Origin of the sequence: Arthrobacter sp. JUb119 (genome assembly GCF_024807995.1) — a bacterium.
Taxonomy (GTDB): domain Bacteria; phylum Actinomycetota; class Actinomycetes; order Actinomycetales; family Micrococcaceae; genus Glutamicibacter.
Window position 1 is genome coordinate 1 of sequence record NZ_JANUFE010000016.1, and the last position, 1,266, is coordinate 1,266.

Consider the following 1,266-nt stretch of genomic DNA (forward strand, 5'->3'; position numbering starts at 1 on the left):
ACGCTTGAAGCCGCCACCGCGGTTGTCATCACGCTTGAAGCCGCCACCGCGGTTGTCATCACGCTTGAAGCCGCCACCGCGGTTGTCATCACGCTTGAAGCCGCCACCGCGGTTGTCATCACGCTGGAAGCCGCCACGATCGTCATTGCGGAAACCGCCACCGCGGTTGTCATCACGCTTGAAGCCACCGCCACGGTTGTCATCACGCTTGAAGCCACCGCCACGGTTGTCATCACGCTTGAAGCCGCCACCGCGGTTGTCATCACGCTTGAAACCGCCACCGCGGTTGTCATCACGCTTGAAACCGCCACCGCGGTTGTCATCACGCTTGAAGCCACCACGGTCATCATTGCGGAAACCGCCACCGCGGTTGTCATCACGCTTGAAGCCACCGCCACGGTTGTCATCACGCTTGAAGCCACCACCACGGTTGTCATCACGCTTGAAGCCGCCACCGCGGTTGTCATCGCGACGCTCGCCACGGAAACCACCACGGTCATCATTGCGGAAGCCACCGCCACGGTTGTCATCGCGACGCTCGCCGCGGAAACCACCACGGTCATCCTTGCGGAAACCGCCACCGCGGTTATCGTCACGCTTGAAGCCACCACCACGGTTGTCATCACGCTTGAAGCCACCACCACGGTTGTCGTCGCGCTTGAAGTCACCGCCGCGGTCAGCATTACGGTCACCGCGGAAGCCACCACGGTTATCGTCGGTGCGCTTGAAATCACTACGGTCGTCGCGACGCTTGAAGCCATCGCGGGAGTTGTTGCGGTTTGAATCTGAGTTCCGGAAGTCGCCTCGTCCGTTGTCGGAGTTTCGGCGGAATTCGTTAGACATCTAATGTCCCCTTCAGCGGCTATCTCAATACCGCAACCTTCGTGTTTGCCTTTGCAAATCACTTCACTATTAACTATTCAGCATGCCCTCGAGGCATGTACATCTAAATTCAAGTCTACGGGAGGCACGAGTCATACCATAGGGAAACGGGTCCAATGTGGCAAGACACTCAGTGGCGGCCCTAAGGTTGTCCCCCCAGCCATCGACGCATGCGTAGCCGATCGAAGCCCCTTGATAGATTCAACTCTTCTAAAAGGGGTTAACGACAAAAAGGGCCCAGCATGAAACTGAACCCATAGGCTGTAGCAAGTCGATTACCAGGGGACGGGTTAAACAGGTGAGGCCCCGGCACCAAACGGTACCAGGGCCTCAAACCATCTACTCAAGTTAAGTCCGGCGGTGACCTACTCTCCCACACCCTCA

At 58.0% G+C, this 1,266-nt stretch carries 1 pseudogene; it reads right to left on the reverse strand.

From position 1 onward, the window contains the following. Positions 1 to 843: pseudogene (locus M2368_RS18800) on the reverse strand (hypothetical protein); the annotation flags it as partial. Between the last annotated feature and the right edge of the window lie 423 nt (positions 844 to 1,266).